Annotated in this window: 1 protein-coding gene and 5 pseudogenes; 3 read left to right on the top strand and 3 right to left on the bottom strand. The window is 62.5% G+C overall.

All coding sequences use genetic code 11. The features are described 5' to 3' along the window. A pseudogene (locus X728_RS00100) lies at positions 1 to 960 on the top strand (IS21 family transposase); the annotation flags it as partial. Between the two features lie 15 nt (positions 961 to 975). Further along, a pseudogene (locus X728_RS137040) lies at positions 976 to 1,296 on the top strand (ATP-binding protein); the annotation flags it as partial. A gap of 31 nt (positions 1,297 to 1,327) precedes the next feature. Here the strand turns inward: X728_RS137040 and X728_RS1000000171970 are convergent. The 3 genes and pseudogenes from X728_RS1000000171970 to X728_RS1000000171960 all read right to left on the bottom strand — a co-directional run. Beyond that, entirely contained in the window at positions 1,328 to 2,158 is an 831-nt protein-coding gene (locus X728_RS1000000171970) for a helix-turn-helix domain-containing protein (RefSeq protein WP_245266241.1), read from the bottom strand. Between the two features lie 156 nt (positions 2,159 to 2,314). Next, positions 2,315 to 2,455, bottom strand: a pseudogene (locus X728_RS1000000171965) (recombinase zinc beta ribbon domain-containing protein); the annotation flags it as partial. An 83-nt stretch (positions 2,456 to 2,538) separates the two neighbouring features. Continuing rightward, positions 2,539 to 3,396: pseudogene (locus X728_RS1000000171960) on the bottom strand (recombinase family protein); the annotation flags it as partial. Between the two features lie 467 nt (positions 3,397 to 3,863). Here X728_RS1000000171960 and X728_RS1000000169970 point away from each other — a divergent pair. Further along, positions 3,864 to 3,938, top strand: a pseudogene (locus X728_RS1000000169970) (ATP-binding protein); the annotation flags it as partial. Between the last annotated feature and the right edge of the window lie 74 nt (positions 3,939 to 4,012).

Genomic DNA, 4,012 nt, shown 5'->3' with positions numbered 1-4,012 from the left:
GATCGGCGTGCACACGAACCTCTTCACCTTTCTGGGCGGCGTGCCGAAGTTCGTGGTCTGCGACAATCTCAAGGCGTCACCAACCCCGATCGCTACGACCCCGGTCTCAACCGGACCTATGTCGAGATGGCGAGCCATTACGGCACCGCAGTTCTCGCAGCTAGGCCGAGACGCCCGAAGGATAAGGCAAAGGTCGAGGTCGCCGTGCAAATTGCCCAGCGCTGGGTCCTGGCGCGGCTGCGCAATCAGCGCTTCTTTTCCCTGGCGGAGCTGAACGTCGCCATCCGCCTGCTCGTCGCCGAACTCAACGCCCGCCAGATGCGTGGCTTCGGCTCCAGCCGTGCCGAACTCTTCGCCGAGATCGACAGGCCGAAGCTGGGAGAACTGCCGGACCAGCCATACGTCTTTGCGCGCTGGAAGCGTTGCCGCGTCGCGCCCGACTACCACGTCGAGGTCGACGGGCACTGGTACTCCACGCCCTACCGCCTCATTCGCGAACTCGTCGATGTGCGCATCGCCGACAACACCGTCGAGGTCTTCCACAAGGGGCAGCGGATCGCCAGCCACGCCCGTGCGCCCAACCGGCGCGGCCATACGACCGTTGCCGATCACATGCCGAGCGCGCATCGCCGCTACGGCAAGTGGACACCAGGAGGATTGATCGCGGCCGGCGAGAAGATCGGTCCTTCCACCGCCGCCTTCTTCCAGGCCGTCATCGATGACCGGCCGCATCCCGAGCAGGGCTTTCGCACCTGTCTCGGCATCCTGGCGCTGACCAAGAGCTACGGCAACACGCGCGTCGATGCAGCCTGCCAACGCGGCATCCTCATCAAGGCACGCTCCGTCGCCTCGATCCGTTCAATCCTCAAGAACGGCCTTGATCGCGCTTTCTTCGACGAGACGCCCGACCACCAGCCCCTGCGCCACGGCAACATCCGCGGTCAGGGCTATTTCCACTGAACCAGGGAGATTTGAATGCTCACCCATCCCACCCATGAACGGCTGATCGCACTCGGCCTGGCCGGAATGGCCAAAGCCTTCGAGGAACAGCGGCGATCCCCGGATCTCGAGGCCCTGTCGTTCGAGGAGCGCATCGGGCTTCTTGTCGATCGCGAAGCCGCCGAGCGCGACACCAAACGTCTAACCACGCGCAAATTCGCCGCGCTGCGCCAGAGCGCATGCGTGGAAGATGTCGATTTGCGCACCCCGCGCGGCATCGACCGCGCCGTCTTCGCCAGGCTCGTCGGCGGCGACTGGATCGACCGCCACGAGAATCTCCTGGTGACAGGCGCAACCGATCCCACGACATAATGCACACCTCGCTATGTTATTGACAAAGCTGGATCTGCTGATCCTGTGATTGTGATAATGGACTGTGTCCGCTCCTGCCGGAATGGTGCTGGATATCGAGTTGCTCGATATCTTCATGACGGATGATCCAGGGCGTACCCTTGCAATACTGCTCGGCCTTCAGATCGCCGGCGCGGATCATGCGCAGCACGGTCATTGGCCGCAGCCCGAGCTTCGCAGCCGTTTCCTGCAATGTATACTCGCCGCGCTCCGACCGTTCGTCCTTTTTGTAGACGGCGATGTCGTGCTGGTTGCGGAAAGTGCAGACACGGGACTGCGTCCATCCGTTCAGACGACCCGTGGTTTTGCCGAGCCGGTTGAGAAGCGATGCGATCGCTCTATCCGGCAATTGGCGTGCCAGGGCACGGATCAGGTCCTCGATGTCCGGCGGGGCGCCCCAACGGTGATGGCCTGCCTTGTTCTTCCTGACCGAAAGCGCGGTATGGTCGCCGCCCTGCCAATGCACCAGCATTTTGATGTGGTTGTCTTCGATGGCGACGACAATCTCGCGGATCACGGCACGGATGATCCGCTTGCGCGTGGTGGCGGTGGCGTTGGCATGATGCCATGCCAGTTCGAGATCGGCGCCCATGCGCAGCAGGCTCCGCCGTTCCTCTTCTCCCAGAGCCTCAGGCTTGTGGCGGTCGAGCGCGTCAAGCTCGTCCTGACGCTCGCGGACGGCTACGAGCGCGGCATTCCAGCGTCGCTCCAGTTCGCCTGCTACAAGCCGGTTGTCCGGGTCGACGGCGTCATACTGGCGGCGTGCATGGGCGGCTTCATAACGTGCCTGCTCGAGTGCGAGCTCCACATGGCGCCGCTTCTCTCCGGCCTGCACGGTGGAGGTCTCGATGGCCTTGATCGCCGCTTCCATGCCGAGCGGTTGAAGGCGTTGAAGAACCTCCGCGCTGACCGCCTGATCGACCCGCAACGATCCGAAGCCGATGCACGGGTCGGTTCCGTGGTTGACCTGCGCTCCGCGGCAATGATAGCGCCCCGTATTGCCGTTGCTGCCGGAATAGGAGACATGCAGCTTGCGGCCGCAATGGCCGCAGCGCAAGAGACCGCCGAGCAGCAACTCGCCCCGGCGAAGAGCACCGCGCGGCACCAGGCCTTTGCTTGTGGCATGTCCGTGATCAGGCGCTGATTCCTCTCAAAATCGTGCCAGCTCAGGTAACCTTCGTGATGGTTGATGAGCAAGACCTCCCAGTCGGCGCGATCGCGCCTGATCCCACGCAAAATCCGTTTGCGTCCGGCCTCTATGGTGACTTTGCTGCAGGTTCGCCCGAACGCATAGGCGCCGGCGTAGATCGGGTTGGTGAGAATGTGGTGCACCGTATTGTAGACGGGCAGCTTCCAGACGATCGCCCTGTCCGCCGCGCGCGTGTAATTTACGGCAGGGAGCATAATGCCCTCGCGGCGCAACCACAGATGCACCTGCCGGATGCTCTGCAGTTCGTCGAAACGCCGGAATACAAGATCGATCGCCTCGCGGATCCGCAGGTCCGGGTCTTTCTCGACCCGGTTCCGGCCCGACTTGACGTAACCGATCGCCACCGTCAGGAAAAGTTCGCCCCGTCGTGCCTTCTGCTTCAGGGCTTCGATCGAGCGGGCCCGCAGGATCGAAAGCTCCAGTTCGCTCATCGTGCCCTTCATGCCGAGCAGCAGCCTGTCGTTGGGATGACGCGGTTCGTAGATGCCGTCCTCATCGATGATGAGCGTTCCGACAAGGCCGCAAAACTCGATGAGCGTATGCCAGTCCCGGCCATTGCGGGCCAGCCGGGAGGCTTCAATGGCGAGGACCGCACCAACCCGACCTTCGCAGATCGCCGCCAGAAGCTTCTCAAAGCCCGGACGGCTGATGCCAGACCCTGAACGACCGAGATCTTCATCGATGACGATGGCGTCTTTCCAGCCAAGGGACCGCGCTCGCTCGGCAAGGCCATATTGGCGTCGCCGGCTCTCGGGATTGTTGACGAGTTGATCGGCCGTCGACTGCCGGACATAGACATAGGCACCGCGCGCGAGATGTTCAGCGGTGATCTTCATGATCTGCCTCCCGTCCCGTCTGGCTCACCACCGCTTCCCTCAGCAAGGTCTGGATCAGCGGGAGGTGCGTTCCCGGACTTCGCCTGGAAGACTCGATGGCGGAGCCTTCTTGGAAAACAGGTCTGGCTGATCGGTTCGGCATTGCCTGCGCTGCATGGTCGTCTCCTGGCTGGCGTGAGTCGCTCTGCAGAAAACGTAGACATGCATCGACCTCGCGGCGCAGGTCGCGCAGGCATGAAAGGGGAAACGGGGCGCCTCGCGAACCGCCATCGTCAGGGCGATCTCTTCCGTCATCCAGATCGGAATCAGCGCCAGGCTGCCATCCGGTTGTCGCCCGACATAGGCCGGCTCACCGCAATAACGCTGACGGCCTGTGACGAAAATCTCCCCGCCCGAACGTGGATGAAAGGCGTAACGGACAATCTTCTTTGCCTCGCCATCCTGATAACGGGCATTATAAGCCCAGTCCGACCGGCCTGGGCAAGAGTTGGCTTGCCTGCGCCCTCGGCCACAAAGCCTGCCGCGATAATCGTTCCGTGCTCTAGCAGGCTGTTGAAGAAGTGTCCCGTTTGGCTTTGAGGATGGCCTCATCGCCATTGTGATAGGCGAATGTGAT

This window comes from Mesorhizobium sp. L103C119B0 (genome assembly GCF_000502235.1).
GTDB lineage: Bacteria > Pseudomonadota > Alphaproteobacteria > Rhizobiales > Rhizobiaceae > Mesorhizobium.
The sequence above is the reverse complement of the archived record's forward strand: the minus strand, read 5'-3'. Positions and strand labels throughout refer to the sequence as shown.